At 59.2% G+C, this 19,419-nt stretch carries 20 protein-coding genes and 3 pseudogenes; 14 read left to right on the top strand and 9 right to left on the bottom strand.

Annotation, left to right across the window (positions count from 1 at the left end):
• Window positions 1–1,100: 1,100 nt before the first annotated feature.
• The 5 genes from XI06_RS07165 to XI06_RS07145 all read right to left on the bottom strand — a co-directional run bounded on the left by XI06_RS07165 (window position 1,101) and on the right by XI06_RS07145 (window position 8,053).
• On the bottom strand, window positions 1,101–3,824 hold the full coding sequence (locus tag XI06_RS07165; protein WP_271604934.1) for an NfrA family protein: 2,724 nt from the start codon (window positions 3,822–3,824) through the stop codon (window positions 1,101–1,103).
• A gap of 63 nt (window positions 3,825–3,887) precedes the next feature.
• Window positions 3,888–4,832, bottom strand: coding sequence for an alginate O-acetyltransferase AlgX-related protein (locus XI06_RS07160; RefSeq protein ID WP_271604933.1), 945 nt, complete (start codon window positions 4,830–4,832; stop codon window positions 3,888–3,890).
• A 31-nt stretch (window positions 4,833–4,863) separates the two neighbouring features.
• Window positions 4,864–5,916, bottom strand: a complete 1,053-nt coding sequence (locus XI06_RS07155) for an alginate O-acetyltransferase AlgX-related protein (RefSeq protein WP_271604932.1) — start codon at window positions 5,914–5,916, stop codon at window positions 4,864–4,866.
• Window positions 5,917–5,927: 11 nt separating this feature from the next.
• Window positions 5,928–7,307 carry an MBOAT family O-acyltransferase gene (locus tag XI06_RS07150; protein ID WP_271604931.1) on the bottom strand — a complete coding sequence of 460 codons (1,380 nt, stop codon included), beginning with the start codon at window positions 7,305–7,307 and terminating at the stop codon, window positions 5,928–5,930.
• 11 nt (window positions 7,308–7,318) lie between these two features.
• Window positions 7,319–8,053 (bottom strand): alginate O-acetyltransferase AlgF, encoded by a 735-nt coding sequence (locus XI06_RS07145; protein WP_271604930.1) that lies wholly within the window; start codon window positions 8,051–8,053, stop codon window positions 7,319–7,321.
• A 333-nt stretch (window positions 8,054–8,386) separates the two neighbouring features.
• Between XI06_RS07145 and XI06_RS07140 the strand changes: the two genes are divergently transcribed.
• Together XI06_RS07140 and XI06_RS07135 are read left to right on the top strand one after the other, a co-directional pair.
• Window positions 8,387–8,671: a hypothetical protein gene (locus XI06_RS07140; protein WP_237874193.1), complete on the top strand. Its 285-nt coding sequence runs from the start codon at window positions 8,387–8,389 to the stop codon at window positions 8,669–8,671.
• A gap of 85 nt (window positions 8,672–8,756) precedes the next feature.
• Window positions 8,757–9,440, top strand: a complete 684-nt coding sequence (locus tag XI06_RS07135; protein WP_237874194.1) for a hypothetical protein — start codon at window positions 8,757–8,759, stop codon at window positions 9,438–9,440.
• Here the strand turns inward: XI06_RS07135 and XI06_RS07130 are convergent.
• The gene (locus XI06_RS07130; RefSeq protein ID WP_237874195.1) at window positions 9,431–9,622 is read right to left on the bottom strand and encodes a hypothetical protein; all 192 of its coding nucleotides are present in this window, start codon (window positions 9,620–9,622) and stop codon (window positions 9,431–9,433) included. The genes XI06_RS07135 and XI06_RS07130 overlap by 10 nt on opposite strands.
• 488 nt (window positions 9,623–10,110) lie before the next feature.
• Between XI06_RS07130 and XI06_RS07125 the strand changes: the two genes are divergently transcribed.
• The gene (locus tag XI06_RS07125) at window positions 10,111–10,308 is read left to right on the top strand and encodes a hypothetical protein (RefSeq protein WP_271604929.1); all 198 of its coding nucleotides are present in this window, start codon (window positions 10,111–10,113) and stop codon (window positions 10,306–10,308) included.
• A gap of 195 nt (window positions 10,309–10,503) precedes the next feature.
• Here XI06_RS07125 and XI06_RS43680 read toward each other — a convergent pair.
• Window positions 10,504–10,614: pseudogene (locus XI06_RS43680) on the bottom strand (PEPxxWA-CTERM sorting domain-containing protein); the annotation flags it as partial.
• Window positions 10,615–12,314: 1,700 nt separating this feature from the next.
• Here XI06_RS43680 and XI06_RS07115 point away from each other — a divergent pair.
• A complete protein-coding gene (locus XI06_RS07115) occupies window positions 12,315–13,745 on the top strand; it encodes an undecaprenyl-phosphate glucose phosphotransferase (RefSeq protein ID WP_271604927.1) in 1,431 nt (476 codons plus the stop codon).
• Window positions 13,746–13,793: 48 nt separating this feature from the next.
• Here XI06_RS07115 and XI06_RS07110 read toward each other — a convergent pair whose 3' ends face one another.
• On the bottom strand, window positions 13,794–14,072 hold the full coding sequence (locus XI06_RS07110; protein ID WP_271604926.1) for a hypothetical protein: 279 nt from the start codon (window positions 14,070–14,072) through the stop codon (window positions 13,794–13,796).
• Window positions 14,073–14,611: 539 nt separating this feature from the next.
• On the opposite strand from XI06_RS07110, the gene XI06_RS07105 reads away from it, so the two are divergent.
• Window positions 14,612–14,863, top strand: a complete 252-nt coding sequence (locus XI06_RS07105) for a hypothetical protein (RefSeq protein ID WP_271604925.1) — start codon at window positions 14,612–14,614, stop codon at window positions 14,861–14,863.
• A 15-nt stretch (window positions 14,864–14,878) separates the two neighbouring features.
• Here the strand turns inward: XI06_RS07105 and XI06_RS07100 are convergent, their stop codons facing one another.
• Window positions 14,879–15,130 carry a helix-turn-helix domain-containing protein gene (locus XI06_RS07100; protein ID WP_271604924.1) on the bottom strand — a complete coding sequence of 84 codons (252 nt, stop codon included), beginning with the start codon at window positions 15,128–15,130 and terminating at the stop codon, window positions 14,879–14,881.
• A gap of 150 nt (window positions 15,131–15,280) precedes the next feature.
• Here XI06_RS07100 and XI06_RS07095 point away from each other — a divergent pair, with 150 nt between their 5' ends.
• The 9 genes and pseudogenes from XI06_RS07095 to XI06_RS07055 form a co-directional block, all read left to right on the top strand.
• On the top strand, window positions 15,281–15,553 hold the full coding sequence (locus XI06_RS07095; RefSeq protein ID WP_271604923.1) for a DUF2285 domain-containing protein: 273 nt from the start codon (window positions 15,281–15,283) through the stop codon (window positions 15,551–15,553).
• 164 nt (window positions 15,554–15,717) lie between these two features.
• On the top strand, window positions 15,718–15,912 hold the full coding sequence (locus XI06_RS07090) for a transcriptional regulator domain-containing protein (RefSeq protein ID WP_271604922.1): 195 nt from the start codon (window positions 15,718–15,720) through the stop codon (window positions 15,910–15,912).
• 61 nt (window positions 15,913–15,973) lie between these two features.
• Window positions 15,974–16,492: a DUF2285 domain-containing protein gene (locus tag XI06_RS07085; RefSeq protein WP_271604921.1), complete on the top strand. Its 519-nt coding sequence runs from the start codon at window positions 15,974–15,976 to the stop codon at window positions 16,490–16,492.
• A 131-nt stretch (window positions 16,493–16,623) separates the two neighbouring features.
• A complete protein-coding gene (locus XI06_RS07080; protein ID WP_271604920.1) occupies window positions 16,624–16,902 on the top strand; it encodes a helix-turn-helix transcriptional regulator in 279 nt (92 codons plus the stop codon).
• Between the two features lie 22 nt (window positions 16,903–16,924).
• A pseudogene (locus XI06_RS07075) lies at window positions 16,925–17,056 on the top strand (replication initiator protein A); the annotation flags it as partial.
• Window positions 17,057–17,292: 236 nt separating this feature from the next.
• On the top strand, window positions 17,293–17,757 hold the full coding sequence (locus XI06_RS07070; RefSeq protein ID WP_271604919.1) for a DUF2840 domain-containing protein: 465 nt from the start codon (window positions 17,293–17,295) through the stop codon (window positions 17,755–17,757).
• Window positions 17,754–18,266 (top strand): S26 family signal peptidase, encoded by a 513-nt coding sequence (locus XI06_RS07065; protein WP_271604918.1) that lies wholly within the window; start codon window positions 17,754–17,756, stop codon window positions 18,264–18,266. The genes XI06_RS07070 and XI06_RS07065 overlap by 4 nt, the downstream gene beginning before the upstream one ends.
• A 173-nt stretch (window positions 18,267–18,439) precedes the next feature.
• A complete protein-coding gene (locus XI06_RS07060; RefSeq protein ID WP_271604917.1) occupies window positions 18,440–19,207 on the top strand; it encodes a lytic transglycosylase domain-containing protein in 768 nt (255 codons plus the stop codon).
• An 18-nt stretch (window positions 19,208–19,225) separates the two neighbouring features.
• A pseudogene (locus XI06_RS07055) lies at window positions 19,226–19,419 on the top strand (type VI secretion protein); the annotation flags it as partial.

Raw genomic sequence — 19,419 nt, 5'->3', positions numbered from 1 at the left:
CTTCCTGCAAATTGCGCTCGGATTCCGATGTTCGATCCCAGATTCGCCGCGACTGTCGGGGAGGCTTCCAATTACCGACAGTCCAACCGCTTCGATTACGAGACCAAGTTCGATATCGGTGAGCGGAAGAGTCCGCCAGATGACAGCATTTCTGGATGGCGGATCGTGGGCCCTGGCACACTAGTGGGAACCGTCCAGGTACGGCGCGCCCTAGTGAAGGATTGGCTCGGTCACCCGCAAATGGTCTTGCTAAACTTTCGTAGCATTCAGGCTTCGCACCTGGGCGTTCCTCGCACCTTCACGCGCAGGCAGCCCTGTTCGTGATGATGGATGGTCATTCATATCCAACGCGCATTTTGCATCAATCGCCAGAATCGAATTGACGAAAACTCCGCCGCGGCGCTAGGCTTTGCGGGCAACACCGCACCACGAAGCACATTCTACGCCCGAATTTTCGTGCGCCGGGTTCCTCACGTGGAACAGTGTTGCTGCAGTCAATTGCTTGACTTGAAATTCTTGAACCGACCCACGGGACTTTTTGACTGAACCACGCTGAAACTCGCGTGACCGACATTCCTTCGTAAGTCGTGGTTCAACGCCTTGGTACGCGCTTTGCTTCTTGTTGGATGCTGGAGATTTTCATGAAAACTGCTTTTCCCAAGGGGCACAAATCCCGTGAATTGAAGAAGGCCAAGCGAATGTCAAAGCGACCGCCTTCGCTCGGCGAAACCATAGCAGCACGCTACCTTGAGGTCTTGCGGCTGAGGCAGCGTGTCCTCGAGGCGGGCACTTGGCGCCTTGATCGGCACTGAGGATCTGAAAAATGCGTTCGCTTTACGTCACGTCCCTCGTGGTCGGGATGGTTGCCTGGCTCTGGGCAATTACCGCAGGAATCGTGTGGGTCTTTGGGGCTTAGAGCCAATGGCAAGAAAAGAACCGCCGAGGGGCAGTTCTTCGAAAGTCGAACTGTTGACAGGTTGATGACGTCGCGCTGACGCCCCGGCTGATTGAGACTCCGATGGGCGAAAGAGTTCATTACGCAAAGTAACGCCGTGACTTCGCTCGCTCGGATCGAGCGCACGCTTTCAGGCACCGGCTGCTCAATAATTGATGGACGTCTGCGCGAAAATGCCCTCGGCACGCTTGTCGCCCGCGAGCCGGAACCGGTATTGCAACGTCAGCTCCCAGTATGAGGGAGGTGCAATATATTTCGTCTCGCCAAACCAGTAGCGGATCGAGCCACCGAGGCCGGCGGAGTAAGCGTCGCGAACCGCGAATGAATCGTCATAACTGGCCGCAATGACGGCGTGCGGGAAGAACACCAGGTTTCTGCTGATCGGATCGAGCCGGAAGCTGTGACCAAAGCGTCCCTCGAACAGGCCAACCAGCTGTGTCTTCTCAAAGAAGCGGTCGACCTCGGTGTAAATGTACCAGGTCGGCCAGTGGGTATCGATCGCCCGCAAGTCGGTCCCCACCGTGTAGGAATAGGCTGCTCTGAGCAGCGTATCATCGCGAGCTGCGTCGCCGAGCCGGAACAGCTTGTCGACTTCGAGGACCAGGTTGTGGTCGGAGAACGGCTTCCACCGTGCGCCGGCCATGCCCTGGGTCGTGCGCAGTCCGGTGGGACCGCCGGCTTGATCGTATAGCGTCTCAAATACCCTGCCGAAAACTTCGAACAGTGCGCCGTTGCGGTTTCCGAACTCCTCGGGCCGGTAATAGATCTCGGATCCCAGTTGCGACGTGTAGGTGCTTGCCGGCGAGTTGATCGTCAGGAAGGGATTGGGAGCTGATCCAACCTTGCCGTAGGAGATCGAGCTGTTGACCCCCCAGACGCGTGTCAAATCGGCGACGGTCCGCCGCGTCTCGAACAGCTTCTGGTCATCGATGTTGATGCGCCCGTCCGATTTTGCATCGATGCCTTCCTTCAGATAGGCGACGGCCTTCGGATTCTGGAACTGCCGCATGGCGGTGTAGCCCGCGTCGATGGTCGCCCGCGGCGGCAGCGCGCCATTGGCTTTCGCGCGATCAAACAGCTCCAGCGCCACCCTATCGTTGCCGACGGCAACGCCGATATAGGCCACGTCCGCGTCCCTGATCGACCGGAGTTGGCCGCGAGCGATAGCTGCATCGAAGATCGCCCGTGCTTCGGGCTTCCGATCGAGCTCCAGCAGCGTGTTGATCTGAGCCTGGACAGCGCCATCACGTTGAACGTTGGTTACCGACAGGCGCTCGGCCGACCTAAAGTCTCGCAAGGCATCTTCCTTCCGTCCCAACGCCTGATAGGCGTAGGCGCGCCGGATGGTGAATTCATAATCAAGGCCCGCGCGCGGCATGAAGCGCAGCGCCCGTTTCGGGTCCTTGGTCTTCAGCGCGGTATCGACCAGGGCCAGGCGGACATTCCGAACTTGCTCGGCTGGAAGCCCTCGAGCAAGTGCTGTCTCCCAATCCGCCATCGCGCCGGTGTCATTGCCGATGCGGCCACGCGCAAAGCCGCGCTGGGCGTAGATCTCGGCGCTAGCCACGCCTTCCGCGATCGCACGGCTTGCTGTGGCTTCGGCTTCGGCCGGCCGGCCGGCCGTGAGCTGCAGATTGATCAGCAGCAGTCGGGTGCTGGCGATCTCGGGGGCGTCCGCGATCGCCTTCTTGGCTTCCTCGATCGCAACGCCGTAGTTCTTGGCTCGGCTGGCCTCGTACGCCTTTCCAGCCGCCTCGATGCCCTCGGCCTTCTTGTCGATGGGCGTAGCCACGCTTTGAACGAGCGGCGCTTGCAGACTGCACACCGAGCCATAAGGCGTATCGCGACAATCCTGCACGGGCATCGGCATGAGCTTGCCGTCGCCTTTTAACCTCGCCTTGCCTTCGGCAGCGGCATCAGCATCGCCGATCCGCGTGACAACCAGCGGGTCCGTTTTCGGATATGGTTGAAGCAGGCTCTGGACCGCTCGGGCGTCACCTGACGCAAGCGCTGCGTCGGCCGCAATTAATCGGATCTGCTTTTTCTCCGTGTCGGTGAGATCAGGAAGACCGAGTGCCGCATTAAAGTCGGCTACCGCGAGGGTCCTGTTGCCAAGCTTCTGGTAAATGTAGGCCCGCCAGACCAGCGGCACGTAGTTGCCCGGATCGAGCTTGATCGCCTCCGATGCGGTCTCGGCGGCCCCTGCAAGACTATTGTCAGCGAGCTGGGCCGCGAGCAAGAGCAGGCGGTAGGACATCAGGTCCGGCCCGTATTCCACAGCCTTGCGAGCAGCGCGTATCGCCGCCTTGGTGTCACCCCGTTCAAGCGCCTTATAGCCCTCACCAGCCGGCTCCTGCGCAAGGCGCTGGCGAATGCTGGCTTGCCGGGATTCGAGTTCCTGGTTCGAGGCAAAAGTCGCAATGGCCGCCGCAGTCGCCTGATCGGCCGATGCGAGATTTCCTGCGGCAATCAACGAGTCGATCAGCAGCAATCGTAAGCGGAGGATATCAGGCCGCAGCGCCACAGATGCAGCGGCCTGGCTCGCGGCCGCTTGATAGTTGCCTTGTCCAAATGCCTTATATGCCTCTTCGGCAGAGGTGTAGGCTTCGCCTTCAAGCGGACGATCCGGATCAGCGGTTTGGGCGTCGGCTGGACAGCCTAAGACAAGCGAAAGCAGAAGTCCGCCGACCGCAGCCCGCAGCTTACGTCGTCCCGGACGTTCAGCACTCCAAGTAAACATGGCCCCCAGCAGGCGAATAAACTTACGTCGTAGAGAGTACCGGAGGGGGCGATTTGGCGGAACCGGAATTTCATGTCTGGCCTCAACAAGACCTTCAAAACTCATGATTTTCCGAGCTGTGTGGCGCAATTGCTTCGATAATTTCTCAGCAGTTTCAGTCAGCAGGCGGCTTATCAGAGAAAATTAAGCTTTTCATCGATTTCTTAGAGCGTCCGTAACCTTGGCGCGCCACTCGGCCGGGGTGGAAATACCCTGCGAAGCCCATTCGCCGACGGTGTCGGGCCCGTTCTGGATTTGCGCTTCGTTGAATTGCCAAACCAGATGTCTGACCGAGGCGGTCGAGAAGTCACTCGATTGGAGATATTGCAGCAGTGTCGCCCACGGCCCGACATCCCCGGGATTCCACTTCAAGGCGACCGGCCTGTCGATCTTGTTGGACAGGCGCTGAGGAAATCCGAAATAGGGCTGCACGAAGCTGTTGCCGACGACGGCGACCGGTGAGGGATCTGCGTCGAGCAGTCCGGCGGCGGGTTTAGTGGCGGCCCGGATGACGTAGGTTTCCGGACCGATGGCCCGCTTGCGCTCCGGAGGCAGAAAGTTGGCGGCGAGATCGCCAAGATGCCGGTCACTCATCCATTCGCCGAGCCGCGTTCCGCTTCCGGCGTTGCCGGGGAGCGGTCCCTGCGAGGTGATCACACCGGCGATGAGATCTGCAGTTGCTTCGGCAGCGAACGTCGTCCAGTGAAAATCGGTCCGATAAAAGACCTCCTTCTTGTCGGCCACAACGGTCTTGAAGGCATCCCGAAGGTCGGGCGTATTGACCCCAGCAGCGCGAAGTTCGGTGAGCTCCCGATCATAGCGCCCCCGAACGACGTCGGACATCGTTGATCCATCGGGCAGCAGGCTCTCATAATAGCGCGGCTTGAGCGGGACGATTGCCACGATCACTTTGACGTTTCTTTGGGCGAGGAGGCGTCCGACGTCCGAAATAAGCCTGATGGACGCTTGCTCGGCATCAGGGCGAGCGGCCGTAAGACTTTCCCAACCGGCAAAGAGCCAGTTGGATTTCCCCTCCAGGACCGCATCGTGCGCCATGGCGGACGGCGCGAGAGCAAGAAACACGGCTGCAATTGCCACTATCAATCGAGTCACGTTCGGCCTCACTGGATCACCTGGTTTGGCGCATGAAATTTTTTTCGGCTTCGCTTGGTGGGGAAACCAAAGACCGCATCGGCCACTCCCATATCACGGCCTTGATCTTCTCTAAGCTGACGGCTCGCTTGTCGAGGGTCTCGAGCAGGGCGCCGGCGAAGCCTCCGCCGGGCTGACTGACTTGCGCCACCTCACTGGAGAGAGAGGCCTGAAGGTACTCGAAAAACCCAGAGTTCAATGAGAAGGACGACCCGGCAAGAATGATCTGCGGTTCCGGGGCGTCATCGAGCAGTCCGCCTGATCGAGAGATATCCAACTTTACCTCTCGTTCCTGCTCGGACTCGGGCGCGAGCGACCGGGGAGCGTCAGTCAGTCCGGACAGTCGTGCGAGGTCCCCTGTGCGCTGTCGTAGGGGCCCGTCGACCAGTTTGACCGCATCCTGGCCAGGACCGAGCACGTGCGCAACAGCCTGTGCGATTTGTCTTGCGGCAAAGCGCGCGCCAGTCTGATCCCAATGAGTGTCGGTCTTCCAATAGCCCGGCCTCGGCCAGTCATTGCGAAGATCGACCACAACCGCACCTTCGACATGGTCGAGTTCTTTCCAAAATTGATTTCGTAACTCCGATTGCACTGCTGCGACCCCACAGAGCTTGTCTTCCACCTGCTCAGCCTTGTCAGGGACCGGGACGATGATGAGACGCGAGCCAGCCCGCCTGATTGCGCGCGTCAACCGTCGGAGCAGTTCTGCACGAAGAGCCATGTTGTCGCGGTCATGGCGTTCGGCTCGCAGCTCTTCCATGGTAAAGAGCCAATCACCGCAGCCGGCGTGGACCTGTGGTCCGGCGTCGCCCAGTACCCGATACTCCAGACCCGTTATGATGCCGTCGAGTGTGGTGCTCCGCGGCACCGCGTTGAAGATCGCCTTGTCGACGTGCTGGGCAAAATGGCCATCGGTGAGATCATTTACGGTCGTCGTTCTCAACACTTCGCCGAGCGCTCCGTGGCCCCTGGTCAGCACGGCGGCCAGCCCTGAAAAGATCACTGCGAGTACGAGGAGAGGCCTGATCATCGCGCACGTGCCTAGAACTGGAAATACAGGAAGGGAATCACGGTGCGGCTTTGCATCGTCCACAAGGCGCATAGCCATAAGAGCAGCGCCAATTCGAACGATGGACGGGCGATATGGCGCCGAAGCGGGTAGTCGGGCAGCGCTGGCGCGTAGACGACGAGCAGGCCAAGGCAAAGCGTCAGCAATTCAGTTGGTCGCGCCGCCGCAGTCATCGGTGACGAAAAAGACAGTCCGTTGAATCCGAGCAGCCCCGAAGTCATCGTTTCGGCCACCTGCCAGTCCTGAGCACGAAACAGCAGCCAGCCGATCATGACGAAAATCATTGTCAGCAGATGCGAGACGAGGGCCGGGATCGCGGGCGCACCGGCCGCGCCCCAAAGTCTTGCTGCGGTCAACCCCAGCCCATGCCAAACGCCCCAGGCCAGAAAGGTCCAGCTCGCACCGTGCCAAAGGCCGCCCAGGGCCATCGTCACCAGCAAGTTGAAATAGGAGCGAACCTTGGCCACGCGGTTTCCGCCAAGTGGTATGTACAGGTAGTCGCGGAGCCAGCTCGACAGGCTGATGTGCCAACGGCGCCAAAAATCGGTGATCGATTTGCTCAGATAGGGATTGTCGAAATTCTCCGGAAACTTCAGCCCAACCATCAGGCCGAGCCCGATAGCCATGCTGCTATAGCCTGCAAAATCGAAGTAGAGGTGCAGCGTGTACGCCGTGACGGTCAAGGCGACGTCCGCAACACTGGGGTTCGGTAGCGCATAGCCGGCATTGACCAGCGGCGCGAGCGTATCTCCGAGCAGTACCTTCTGCGCAAAACCGAGCATGAAGCGACGCCATCCTTCGGCGAACTCCGCAAGATCGAAGGAGCGTGACGTCAGCCGTTCCGCCACAGACTGATAGCGGACCACGGGACCTGCGACGAGGTGGCCAAACATGGCCTGATAGGTCGCGTAATTCACAAGGCTTGGTTCTGCCGCGACCGTCTTTCTGAAGACATCCACTGAATAGGAAATCGCTCCAAACACGAAGAATGAAAGGCCGATGGGCAGCGGAACCGCTGTCCAATGCCCGATCGGTGCGCCGAGGGCGAGAGCGCTTTCAGCGAGCAAGTTGGCATATTTGAACCAGATCAGGCTCGCGAGAGGCGCAAGGATCGCGGCGAGCAGGGCGATCCGACGTTCTCTTCCTGCGCTTCGGACGATCCAGAGGCCTGTCGCCCAGGACCAGCAGGCGATGGCCACGAGGAGCGGGAGAAAATCGAATCGCCACCAGCCATAAAAGATCAGGCTAAACAGCAGGATCGCGGCATTGCGGAAGCGAGCAGGGGTAGTCGCATAGACGAGCAGAAATACAGGTAGAAAAAGAAAAACGAAGGAATCGCTGACGAATACCATCCGCGTGCGGCCTAGCGCTCTCGATAGGGCTCGGTCTCATCCAGCTGACCGGTCAGACGAAGCCGCTCGGAATCCTTGCGAAGGAAAATGCTGTAGTAATCGCCTGCACGCAGTTGAGGGAGCGTCAGGGGGGCGTTGCCTTCGTCGCAGGAGCCTTCCAGCTTTGCGGTTACGGGGTTGATGGTTCGGGATTGAACGGAGCCGAACGGGGCTTGCTGAAAGATGGTGGGTCCATCTGCAATCTTGAGCGTTGCCGTGCATCCGGGTACGAGATTCAAGAAGCGCAGCTTGGCTTTCAAGCCGTCGCTCGAGCTCTGGCCCTCGTCAATGGATTGGACGTTCCAGGTCGAGTTCGTTCTTGAGATCACCAGGGTGAGATATGCCTCGGCGTCTGGCACGACGTCTTTGGAGATCGCGGCGCCGTTGACCGAGAGGTTCAAGAGCTCGTTTGCGGGCACGGCGCGGTAAGAGCTTGCCCCCGTGGCCTCATTGATCTGCAAGTCCGCTGAATTGACCTGAACCCGAGGTGGGGGTCCTTCCGACAACGCGGCGATCCTGATGAAGGCATATCCCGCCGGCGGTCTAGTCGCGTACAGGCGGCGAATCTCCTGCCCCTGGCTTCGAGCCGCCAAGGCGATCGAGAAGAACAATAGCAGTGCGGCAAGGCTCAACAGCCGTAGGCAAAAGTGACCGCGGAAAGATGAGGGAGAGGCCATGTCGGAATCGGAATTGGAGGCGGTGTGCATTGAGTTCAGACATAGCACCCAACCCTGCTAGCGGAAATCAGCGCAGACGCGACCGCTTCTCGCATGGCAAACGGAATTGGTTAGCAATGTCCTTGGGCGGAGCGCCTGGGTCCGACGAAGCGGTTTCGTGGCCTATCTGGCCGCCGGCTGGCTTGATTCCGGGTCTGTCGCGCCGCCGCATCGGTGGCCGATGTGGCAGATTGATCGCAACAGGGGGGTGGCAACAGCCAAGCCGCCCCCAAGCCTATCCCTGTGGCCTTGTCCTGCGTATGAGAGACCATTAAGATTATTAATCTGTGAAATTTGAATCGGGCGGATCCGAGGGGCAAGACAATGCTGAAACTGGCTAGAGCAATCGCCGGTCTTTCGATGATGCTGGCAGGCGGGGCATCCGCGGCGCCCCTTCTGGCTCAAACCACGACCCCTCCACCCAGCCTTGCGCTCGAGCAAGTCAAAGTGATCTGCGACGAGGGTGGGCGCTGCTACCGTCCCCCGGTCCGCAAGCCGGTCGCACGCTGGGTCTATGGGGACGGCAATTTCTACGGCCCGTATGAGGGCCCCGGTTATTACGGTAATCCCCGGTTGAAGTATCGGGTATTTCCCTATTTCTGGTGGTGATGCGCTGCAATTTTCCAGCAGGATCAGCCGTGGCCGGGACAGTCCGACATTGCAGTCGTGCTGCCAATGATCCGGGGGATTTGCGATGATCGATTGGTTCATTCTCAGCCAGCCGAGGTTGTCCTTGGCGCGGAGCATCTGCGCCGTTTTGCTTTGCACGGCCGCAGTCGCGATAACCCCAGTGCGTGCCGCAGAAAATGGTCCTTCGTCGCCGGCGGCCGCAACCGCCCCCTCCACCCCGCTCAACGATTTTCGCAGCCGATTGGGCGATGTCCGCAAGAGCCTCGAAGGGGTAAACGAGAGAATTGAGGAAAAGGCGAAAACAATCGAATCCTTGTCCAGACCCGACGCCGCGAAGCAGCAGGTCGAGGAACTTCAAGCCCTGATCTCTCAGACGCTGGGGCTGGTCGCGGACAACGGCGAAATTGCGAAGCTTGGTGCCCGCGCGCTTGGATATGCCCGCTCCAAGCAGGAGCAGATGCGCAGCGATACCAAGTTCACGCCGCCCGAACGGCAGGCCCTGCAGAAGCGCTGGGATCAGAACGTTGCCGAAATGGTGAAAGCGACGGATGACCTGGCCAAGGCCAGCGAGGAATTTGCGCTTCTGCTGAAGACCGTGCAGACCCGAGGCGACTATGCTGCCGAGGTGCTGGAGGTCGAGAACGCCGACGAGATGGTCAGGGTGGTCCGGAATCTCGCCGGTGACGTACGCGGAGCCTCGGAAGGACTGAAGCTCTTCATCCAAAGCCTCACTCCGCCTCAGTCATGAGGCTGAAGCCAGCTCGAGCCGTTTTGGCCGCGCTGACGGTTGGATTGGCTGGGTGTGATTTTCGCGCGGAAACGGGCTTCGTCGAGATAAAGAAAAGCTTTGCCGGCTTGGCCGTCGGCGACACGCTGGTCCTCAATTCGGTGATAATCGATCTCGGCGCCCGCAGCAGTCTTGTGGTCCAACAGCCTATCGGCACTGCTAGCATTCAGCTCAAGCATGGCGAGACAAGTCGAAAGCTTTGCGAATTTGCGGTTCGGACGAATCGCGTGGTGACCGTGACACTGACGCTCGCGAACGGGACTCTCCGGTGCTCGGTCCAATCGTAGGTCCGTTGAGATATCAGGAACGCCTCAAGTTTTTCCACCACGCCGCCGGGGGCCTGCGATCGTGCGCCCACTTTGGCTACGTGGAAAAAGTCGGGCGTCACCGTCGATTTAATCGTGGCAACAAATATCCGATCCGCTCGATGTCTCTCGCTCGCGCTTATCGGTCGGGTTGCGTCCACGGGGCAGAGGCTATCGCAACCGTGATCCCACTTGCACAGTGCTGACACGCATTCGCACGCTGATCGACACGATTCTGCGCTATTGAACACCGGCGCCTGCCCTAATCCAGGCGGGAACAAACGGCGCGTGAGCTAGTTTCGGTCTGAAGCGCAAGGGGATATTCTGTGAGTTGGTTTCTGATCCTCGCCTTTGTACTGATCTCGATGGTCGTAGCGGGGCGGGCGCACTCTCGCTATCTCGACGGCCTTCAGGCAGATCCCGAGCGCCAGCTGATGTCGGGCATCAGTTTTGAGCAGTCGAGTTCGGTGCGGCCGCTTCGTCACCGCGCATGGCTTCAGCAGGCGATGTTGGATTTGAGCTGAGGCGTTGGGATTCGAAGTTTGCCCCAGCCAATATGATGGCAGTCGCTACGCTGGTGTAGCTAAACAGTTCGAGCGCGGACCTTTCCTGAGCCGTGTTGGTTGGCTCACTGCGGCTCAGAGCCCGATTCAAAAATCTCGAAATAGAAAGGGAAAAAGGTCGAGTCAGGACGGCCTTGTGTGCATTCGGGAAGCGAATTATGCGGTTCGCATCGCCGAATTGCGACGCCGATATGTGAGGAAGCCGACGCAGGCGAACCCGAGAATCATCATCGCCCACGTGGATGGCTCAGGCACGGACGCGACGGTGAAGACAAATTGCTCGTCGGTGTAGTTATTGTCAGTCCAACACGTCTGATGCAGGCTGAGATCTTCGAAGCCCACATAGGTGCCGGCAGGGATCGTCCCATCACCATTGAAAGCCGTCGAGTAGACGTGGTTCACGCCATCGGAATTCATCTTGATGTCGGAGTAGTAGGTGTGGCCGGTCGTCTTGACGTCGATGTAGAAGACGAGTGTGTCGCCGAAACTGACGTTGCCGAAATCATGCGCCTGTCCGTACGGACTGCTATGATTGTCCAACGCGGTGCCCCTGTCCCGGCCGTTGACGAGCAGCCCCAGGCTCTCGCTAAAGGAGGCGCCTGAACCATAAAAATATGCGATCAGCGATCCGTTCGCGGTTGAGGTGAAAGTGTAGGTAATCGGGTTTTCGGTACCGGGATTTGGGTAGATGACATCGGCTTTCGCGATTGTAGCTAGAGCGAGCATCAGCGTGGCTGTGGCGACGCACGTCCTGATCATCTAGGGCCTCACGCATTAACTTTTAATATTGGTATTTTATTATTAAATTTATTTTTAAGTCAATCGTTTAAATGTTGGGAGCTCTTCAAGCTGCGAGCTAAGGCCGGGTGGAGGGCCGATGGACCCCTTTCGGGGTTCGCATAGGTGCAAGACTTCCAAACGGCCGTTTCGACCACGGGTCGGGATTTGCGAGGAAACGCCATTGCGGCTGCCCCGCAATTAGTCCGTAAACGTCTTCCAGTCATTAAATCCAGCTATTGACCTCGCCGAATAAAACGCAAATAATTAAAAATATATGGTTTCCGAATAATCATGCTGGCGCGGGTAGCTGAGTTCGGATGTGACAGGTGAAGATGGTCCATGCCCGCGTCGCCATCGGTGGTCGTGGGTGTCTCAAGCCCGGTCCCACGCCGTACCGCGGATTGCGGAGCGATCTAATGGATCAGCCGGTATCGCAAATCTCCCATCTCCGACGCCTTCAAGAGGCGCTTGAAAAGATTGCCACCGACCTCGATGAGATCGAAAGGCGCTCACACTCGCGGCTTCGCTACATAGCCCAGGACTTGAACAATGACGGCCCCGTGCGAAGCATCGAGGCCTTCGTCTCCAACTTCGAAATCGCGATCAGAGGGCGGTAACCGTCGCAAAGCGGCGAGCGCCTCCGCATTCGTTCATGAAAGTGCTGGACGGTCGTGCGCGGATCTTACGGTTCGCTCCCTTGACGCACAGCCATGCGCGCCAGCGATTGCGTAGATCCGAGAAGGAAATTGGTCGAGAGTACACTTTGGGCGCCGTCGGCCGAACAAACTAGCTCGCGATCCAACAGCCACGCTGAGAGGTTCCCAGGCGAAATAAGATGGGCTCAGCGACCGGCCTCCAACTCCGCGAATTAATCACTTAATCTCTGTTTCTCAACGCGGTGGCGCCGAGGAATGCGTGATCGCGCATCGGCTCTCGCGCAGGGCAACTCATCCTTTCGAGCATCATTGCGCGAAGCTGATGCAAAATGGGTCCGGCCACAATGTGGTGTCGAGAGGAAATACACGCATAGCGCGAGAGCGGCATTATTGGCGTTGAGAACAGCTTTGGCAGGCAAAAATCGGGTGCAGTGCCACAATGTCGCTGCGATCGGTTAACACCTTCTGTTGCGAAACCGCAAATCACCTGCGTTGCGATGGTGTCACGCGCTCGACACGTAAGGGTCTCGAATGGATGTTGCAACTTACGGTTCTGATAACGCTCATTCGCTCGGTTCCACGCGCGGGATTGCACTTCAAAGACCTTTCCAAGTTTTTGTCATTGCTGCTGATCTGCTCCTGATCTTGATTAGCTATGCAGCGGCTTCCGGGTTTTATAGCGCGGTGACGGCGTCGATCTCGGATGGCACCTCGGTTGGAGCCGGTCTGATTGTCGGCGTGCTGTTTGTTTCAATCGCCTATTCCCAGGGGGTGTACGACACGCACCGCGCGCTAAGGCTAGTCTGGCAGCTGCGCAAGACCGTCGCTATCTGGGCCGCCTCCCTGATGATCCTGGCCGTCTCTGCTTTCCTGTTGAAGTCGACGGACAACCTGTCGCGAGGCACGGTCATCATTTTCGCCGGTGTTGGCGGCGTCGGACTGATGAGCCTTCGATTCGCATGGCAGGTTGCGTTGGGCTCGAGCCTCGCGAAGGGGCGCCTGGTCGATCGTAAGGTCGCTTTGCTCAGCCTGAAGCCGCTCGATTTCACCTCGAACCGTTTCAAGGATCTGCGGAAGAACGGTTTCGATGTCGTTCGCCACTACCTGATCGGTGCAGACGGCAGCGACGATGGCTGGAAACGAGCGATCCGCGACATCATCCGCCAATCGAGGTCGGCCGATGTTGATGAATATTTGCTCGCGATCGACTGGAATGAGCTGCCGATGCTCCGCAAGCTTGGGCCGTATTTGCGCGCCATGCCGCAGCCGATACGCCTGTTGCCGGACGATCCGATCGCAGATCTCGTGGCCCGTCCGTTTGTTCCGGTCAGTGGGACCGTCGCCATCGAAATTCAGCGACCGCCACTCAGCATTTTCGAACGGTTGCAAAAGCGCTGCCTAGACGTAGGAGTGGCGCTGTTTGCGCTGGTGCTTCTGACGCCGCTGGTGCTGACTGTTGCCATTTTGATCAAGCTGGATTCACCGGGAGCCATTATTTTCCGGCAATCACGGCGCGGGTTTAACGGCAAACCGTTCGAAATCTGGAAATTTCGCACGATGTCGGTCTGCGAGAATGGAGACACGATCAGACAGGCAACCAGACGGGATGCGCGAATCACCAGGATCGGACGCTTTCTTCGAATGACGAGCATCGACGAACTGCCGCAGCTCTGGAACGTATTGCGGGGCGACATGTCTCTAGTCGGGCCGCGTCCGCATGCGGTTGCTCATGACAACTACTATGACGAGCTCATCAGTAAATATGTCTATCGCCATCACATGAAGCCCGGTCTGACGGGCTGGGCTCAGGTGAACGGATTCCGCGGGGAAACGCCGACGATCGATCTGATGGAAAAACGGGTCGAGTATGATGTTTGGTACGTCGGCAACTGGAGTATCTGGCTCGATCTCAAGATCATGGCGCGCACGGCCTCGGCTGTGCTGTTCCAGGAAGCTTACTGAGCCACTATCTCAAGCCCGACCAGCAGGGGATCGCAATTGGCCTCTGGTTCAGTTACGCGGCGGCTTCCGGAAAAAGCGAACAATCGAGTCGCTTAGCGCAATGAGCGGCGGCGCGAGGGCGAAAAAAGCGCCCATCGCAACGGAAACGATGACGTGTCGAAGCAAGATTGGTTCGTCCTGTTCTTCTCTCTGGCTAAGCTCAATGGTGGCTGGCGAGAGCGTTTTCGGACGGGGGGTCGGCTGTGGCTTGCGCGGACGAATAACGAGCAAGACAAACAAAATGTTAAGCAGAACCCAAATAGTCAAAATCGTGAGGACGATCCGCATCCCAAGCCACCGGAAATAAAGGAAGAATATAGGTTCAAAGCTAACCTCCCGGAACCCGGAAGACAAGGTGCCCAGATTTCCGGCGGTCGAGGTGCATCTAACCTCGCTTTAGGCTAAGGCAGCAGCTGCTTCTTGCGAATTCCGGGCGAATACGGAGATTGGACGGCGGCGGAGTTCCGCGTAGGGAGCCTCCCTTGGTCCTTGCCCTTCACCAATCCTTTTTTGGAACCAGCAGGCAACCTGAGCCTCACTGGAACATCAGGCTTAGCTCAAGCGGACGCGCCTTCGGGTGCTTGCCCCGGGAAGTCCGGGTCCCCGTCTGCAGCTCGGAACGCTGCGACACGAAGTTCAACCCGCTTTGCGCGGCTGAGGGGGCGGCACATGTTCGGCTGCGGCGGCAGCGAGGCGATCTGCGCGCGGAATCGCTGATGAAGCGGACACGCGCTAAGTAGGTCGCCGTCGCGGCGCAGCTCGACTGTATGCACGCTCGCACCCGCTCCCCTCACTGAAGGCGCTGAAGATCTCGCGCACCGACGCCCGTGCCCGAGCCGAAGCTGCCGCCGGCACACCTTCTGTTCCAAAAACCTCAGCACCGCGACATGCGACGTGGCAAAGACGGTGACGTGGAAGAGTGGATCGATGCCGAAGAACCTCAGGCGCTCGGCAGCGCAACATTCCCGCGACGAATTGATGGTCAAAGCAATCAATCGAGCGAGCCTCAGCGGGAATATCGTGCCGAGGCGGACAGGACCGCCCGGCGATCAAGTCAGACTTACGATCGTTCAAAATGAATTTCTGGCGGCCGATCACTTCTTCTTAACGGGCTTTGATCGTTCGGCTCGCGCCTCTTCATCCGGAAGAACGAGATCGACGTGGCTGACGCTCAACGTGCTTGCGAGTTCGAACAAGGTTACGACAGTTGGATTACGGCGGCCACGCTCGAGGTCACTGATATATTGCTGTGTGAAACCGGACGCTTCGGCAAATTGTTCCTGCGTGAAGCGCTTTTGCTTCCGCAGTCTTGCGAAATTCCGACCCACCAACTTGCGCATGTCCATCGGCGCAAGTTGCGTTTTTACATACTATGAGGTTTATCTCCTATAGTATGTATTTCGCTGGCCGGGTGGGATCGGAATGGAGCTAAAATGGGTCGTCGGAACAATCTCGACCCTCCGAGCAGGTGTTGTTCGCAGTTTGCTGGGACGGTCATGACAAAACCGCAGCTAGATTCTGACGTCGCCGATGTCGCGCCGAATGAGCCGGCGCTGACGGCCTATGACGAACGGCATGTCGTCACATACATTCGCCTTCTGCAGGCGGAGGGCGAGGGGGCGGACTGGCGAGAAGTGGCTCGTATCGTCCTACATATCGATCCGGAGCGAGAGCCGGACCGTGCGCGGACTGCATACCAAAGTCATCTAGTGCGTGCCAAATGGGTGACCGAGCAGGGGCGTATCTTACGCGGCGCCGGCTCAAAATAGAAGAAAATCGCCAACCAGAGCCTTTCAGCCAAACTATTTTCTCCGCCTATCCAGTGGTCATTCTCATGCACCACGTGGTGCCAAACTAGGGGCTTCCTACAACCGCCTGCTTCATACCTATTGCGCCGCAATCCTTGTTAGTTACGTGCAATGGGGCGGAAGCAATGCCTGAATTCGACTGGCGGTCGCCGGATTCCTACAAAAGCCTACAAGACGCTGAGATTACCGACATCGCCTGGGAATGCCTTCGCCGTAACGCAGACTATCGTCGCGACTTTGAGGCGATGATCGCCAACGGCCGGGACGGCGAAGTGACCGCTGAATTCAGGAGGAAGTGGGGTATCTGCTTTCGTCCATGACCCGCAGAGGTCCTTTCAGGAACAGACGATCTTTTGGGCGCCTGAAGTTCTAGCGGCAGTCGTGCCGATCGCGCCAGCTACCTCGGCCGGTTCTGGCACGTCTTCGTCCCAGCCCCTGCTTGATCTTGCGGCCGGCCAGGTACGTCGCGCCGGCGACGGCTGGCACACGGTGCTGCGCATCGGTGTGGTGGATCACCGTGTCTGGTCCAAAGAGCCCCCGGTGATCGGGGCGTCTTACGTTGCCGAACTGCCGTTTGATGACGATTTCGACGCGCGCGCGTATGCAGCCCGGCGACTCTGGCGCGCGATGAACGGACGCGCGCCAGGTCCTGCCTTTCACCAATTATCTAAACAGCGCCGCGAACGCCTGAGCGCCGCTATCCGCGCGCTCGATGCGCGTACCGCCGGTGGTAGTTATCGCATGATCGCCGAAGGGCTGTTCGGCAAGAAGCGCATCCCCGAGCGCGCCTGGAAGACGCACGATCTGCGCAATCGAACGGTCCGATTGGTGCAAGGCGGCCTCGCGTTGGTGCGGGGAGGCTATCGGAAACTTCTGCGGCCCCGGCACAGGGACAAATAACCCTCCGCTTGGGGTATCGAAAATCGCCCCCTCGAAATTCGGCATCCCCTTCCGAGCGCGTGCTCCTCCATGATGAGCGCATAAGCGCCGACGCCGTCATTTACGGCGCGCGGTCATCCTGGAGCTCTCACATGCCCGATACGACGGCGCTACCCCCGCGCTTTCTACGTACACCCGAGGCCGCGCGTTATCTTGGCCTCTCGGGGCGCACGCTGGAGAAGCACCGGACGTACGGCACTGGTCCGACTTATCGCAAGATTGGGGGACGTGTCGTCTACGCCGTAGACGACCTGAAGGCCTGGGCTGACCTCGGCGCCAAGACATCGACGTCCGATCCCGGCAAGGGCACCGTGCTGCCCGCCAAGAAGCAGCCCGTCCTGCGCCCGTATGCGGGCCAGGAACGTCGCTGATGTCAGCGTGAGTGTAGTGACCATGCGGCGCAAACACTATTCCGAGCGCAAAGAGCTCTTTCCGGCCCTGCCCGGCGATCTTGCGCCGCGCTACGCGCAGGATCTGATGGCCTATCCGTTCTTCTCGCTCGCAGAAACGAAGCGGTTTGTGCCGAAGGTTTTGCGAATCGCTGCGAAGCATTTTCGCAGCAGCACGGCCGGCGAACCGGTCACTACCCCAGCTAACCAGAAATCCCTCGGATTTCTTCCAGCGGACCCGCCTGCAAGACGCGTTGGACGCGGCTGGCGATGGCTGTTGGCCACCAGTCCTGCCTGGTTTGACAAGCTGCACACAGTCTTCACAGACGCCCAAGCTCACTTCTCTCAATTCCAGCGTCGGGGCGTGGCGGCATGAGCGATCTTACCGAAGTCGAAGTGCTGTGGCTCGAGAAGCGTATCGAAAACCGCATTCGGTTTGGTCGCATCGTCGAGGAACGGAAGATCGATCGTCACCGGCGTGCCCTGTCGTTTGCGTCCGGCAGCATTTTTGCTTTCGTTCGCTGGACGTCCAGCGATTTTGGCACGGTCATTTCGCGGATCGACATCCTGCGCGCAGTCGCGCTGGGACAGCGTTGCTCGACCGTTCCGTATGTGAAACCCGGCGGAGAGATTCTGCTGCGCATGTCAGGCTGGCCGAAGGTGGAGCGCGTGCTGCAAATGATCGACGCGATCGAGGCGCTGGGGATTGATCCCGCCGACGTCGCGCCTGATCATTGGCATCATGTTCATAACCGTTTGTCCGTCAACGAAGGCCCGCGTCCCTACACGAAGGCGCGCCACCAGGCTTGGCTACGCCGTCAGAGGGTAATGCGATGAGGGGCCGCCTGAAGACGGTGGCCACAACGTTTGGGGCGGCTGGTGCGCTCGTCGCGACAATCGCCCTCGAGCTGCTTCCGCTCTACATCTGGAATGCATCCGCGAGCGTGCCGATCGGTCTCTATCGCCTGCGACTGGCGGAGCACTTCCAAGTAACCGATCTGGTCGCCGTTCGGCCGCCGGAGCCCCTCGCGACTTTCCTCGACCTGAATGGCTATTTGCCGATTGGCGTCCCCATGCTCAAGCGCGTGCTGGCACTCCCCAGTCAAACGGTTTGTAGAAGCGGGCTCTCGATTTCGGTTGATACCATCGCGGTCGGCGAAGCGCGGGATCACGATCGACGCGGCCGGCCGCTGCCGAAATGGCAGGGCTGCCGCGTCGTCGGCGACGGCGAGCTCTTTCTCATGAATTGGCAGTCGGACGACTCTCTTGATGGCCGATATTTTGGATTTCTTCCGGCATCTGCCGTGATTGGCCGTGCGTTCCCAGTGTGGAGCTGGGGGGAGTGAATATGCTTGTTCCACGTGGTCACCCTGTCATTCCTCTGTTCGACCGATTGCAAGATCATTCCTCAGTGCCGATCAATGTCTGCAGGACCGGCGCGCTCAGCGGCAGTCCAGGGCAGGCAAATGACCGGAGCAAAGCAGCCTCACGCTGGACGGGCGCGAGCACGACGCGATGCTTGGCTTTTTTGGTCGCGCGCGCTTTGGCGTTCGCTTCGCTACTGCTCATCTGCGCTGTACCATACGGTGTCGCTGTCGCCGGGAGCGGAGCGGCCACGGTCGCAGCGGTCACTCTAACGAGCAACCAATTTGCAGCTTTCATCGACGAAGCTTCTGAGCGCTTTTCGGTTCCGGAGAATTGGATTGGTTCAGTCATCAAAATCGAAAGCGATGGTGACGCGCGCGCTAAATCGTCTAAAGGCGCAACGGGCTTGATGCAAATCATGCCGGCCGCCTGGGCGGAACTCCGCGAGCGCTATAATCTCGGCAGCGATCCTTACGAGCCGCGCGACAACATTCTGGCAGGCACGGCATATCTGCGTAAACTGCTCGACCGATATGGTTCGCCTGGCGCGTTTGCCGCCTACAATGCGGGACCAACTCGCTATGAAGAGCGTCTCGCGGGCCGCTCATTGCCAGACGAGACGCAGGCTTATTTGGCCAAGCTTGCAACTTTGCTTGGCATCGAGTTGCCTCCGACGTGGACCCACGGTCCGCGGTTATCGGCAGCTGCGGCGTTGTTCGCTGCGGGATCCGATCTGATGAAAACAGGCGATCGGTCGCTGGAGCTAATTCCTTCGAGCGGCGTCACCACAGCAATCTTAGTGCACGAGGTTTCGCGCATGGTCCCCCCGTTTATTGGCGTGTTCGTCCCTCGGGGCGCGTGCCGCGCTGTGCAATTTGACGAATGCGATCAAAGGCGTTTTCGGCACCGTGTGTGCTTTTGATCGTTGGGAGGTCCTGCCGTGAGCGTTGGCGACAGCGACCTGCGTATTCGGCCTGGGCGCATCCGCAGTACCCGCGCGCCGAGAAAAAAGAGCTTCATCAACCAGGTGCTGCGGGCGGCGAAGAGGGCAGGACACACCTCGGGTCTGGCTGTGGCGGGCAGGCGTTCGGCGGCTCATGGGCGCTCGACGTTTGGTCGCGGCCGGCTGTCGTT

The organism is Bradyrhizobium sp. CCBAU 11434 (genome assembly GCF_028128895.1).
GTDB lineage: Bacteria > Pseudomonadota > Alphaproteobacteria > Rhizobiales > Xanthobacteraceae > Bradyrhizobium > Bradyrhizobium zhengyangense.
This window is presented reverse-complemented; position numbering and strand designations above follow the sequence as displayed.

Coding starts and splice junctions, on each gene's coding strand:
- XI06_RS07155 (WP_271604932.1), bottom strand. CDS start 5,916: ATGATCAGGCCTCTCCTCGTACTCGCAGTGATCTTTTCAGGGCTGGCC.
- XI06_RS07150 (WP_271604931.1), bottom strand. CDS start 7,307: ATGGTATTCGTCAGCGATTCCTTCGTTTTTCTTTTTCTACCTGTATTT.
- XI06_RS07145 (WP_271604930.1), bottom strand. CDS start 8,053: ATGCACACCGCCTCCAATTCCGATTCCGACATGGCCTCTCCCTCATCT.
- XI06_RS07140 (WP_237874193.1), top strand. CDS start 8,387: ATGCTGAAACTGGCTAGAGCAATCGCCGGTCTTTCGATGATGCTGGCA.
- XI06_RS07135 (WP_237874194.1), top strand. CDS start 8,757: ATGATCGATTGGTTCATTCTCAGCCAGCCGAGGTTGTCCTTGGCGCGG.
- XI06_RS07115 (WP_271604927.1), top strand. CDS start 12,315: ATGGATGTTGCAACTTACGGTTCTGATAACGCTCATTCGCTCGGTTCC.
- XI06_RS07110 (WP_271604926.1), bottom strand. CDS start 14,072: ATGCGGATCGTCCTCACGATTTTGACTATTTGGGTTCTGCTTAACATT.
- XI06_RS07100 (WP_271604924.1), bottom strand. CDS start 15,130: ATGGACATGCGCAAGTTGGTGGGTCGGAATTTCGCAAGACTGCGGAAG.
- XI06_RS07095 (WP_271604923.1), top strand. CDS start 15,281: ATGACAAAACCGCAGCTAGATTCTGACGTCGCCGATGTCGCGCCGAAT.
- XI06_RS07090 (WP_271604922.1), top strand. CDS start 15,718: ATGCCTGAATTCGACTGGCGGTCGCCGGATTCCTACAAAAGCCTACAA.
- XI06_RS07080 (WP_271604920.1), top strand. CDS start 16,624: ATGCCCGATACGACGGCGCTACCCCCGCGCTTTCTACGTACACCCGAG.
- XI06_RS07070 (WP_271604919.1), top strand. CDS start 17,293: ATGAGCGATCTTACCGAAGTCGAAGTGCTGTGGCTCGAGAAGCGTATC.
- XI06_RS07065 (WP_271604918.1), top strand. CDS start 17,754: ATGAGGGGCCGCCTGAAGACGGTGGCCACAACGTTTGGGGCGGCTGGT.